The following is a 243-nucleotide window of genomic DNA, read 5'->3' on the forward strand; positions in this document are numbered from 1 at the left end:
CTCCGACCCCAACCCCCGCCACTCTGACAATCGCCGCAGACCACCCGATCACCGAGCTCCAGCCTGGTGATGCGCTGAAGTTTGCTGTCGCCAATGGAACCCTCAAGGACGTCAAGGTCACGGATTCCGAGGGCAGCGAAGTCACGGGCACTCTCAAGGACGCAGTGTGGACCCCGTCGAAACCTTGGAGTCTCAAGACCTCTTACACCGTCGCTGCGACCCTCTCGAATACCGACCCCCATG

1 protein-coding gene is annotated in these 243 nt (G+C 61.3%); it reads left to right on the forward strand.

Going from position 1 to position 243, the window contains the following annotated elements:
• A partial coding sequence (locus tag ACPYOI_RS36800; RefSeq protein WP_481424275.1) for an Ig-like domain-containing protein occupies positions 1 to 243 on the forward strand: 243 nt, incomplete at both ends.

It is taken from the genome of Rhizobium sp. SVR5-2C (assembly GCF_056755115.1).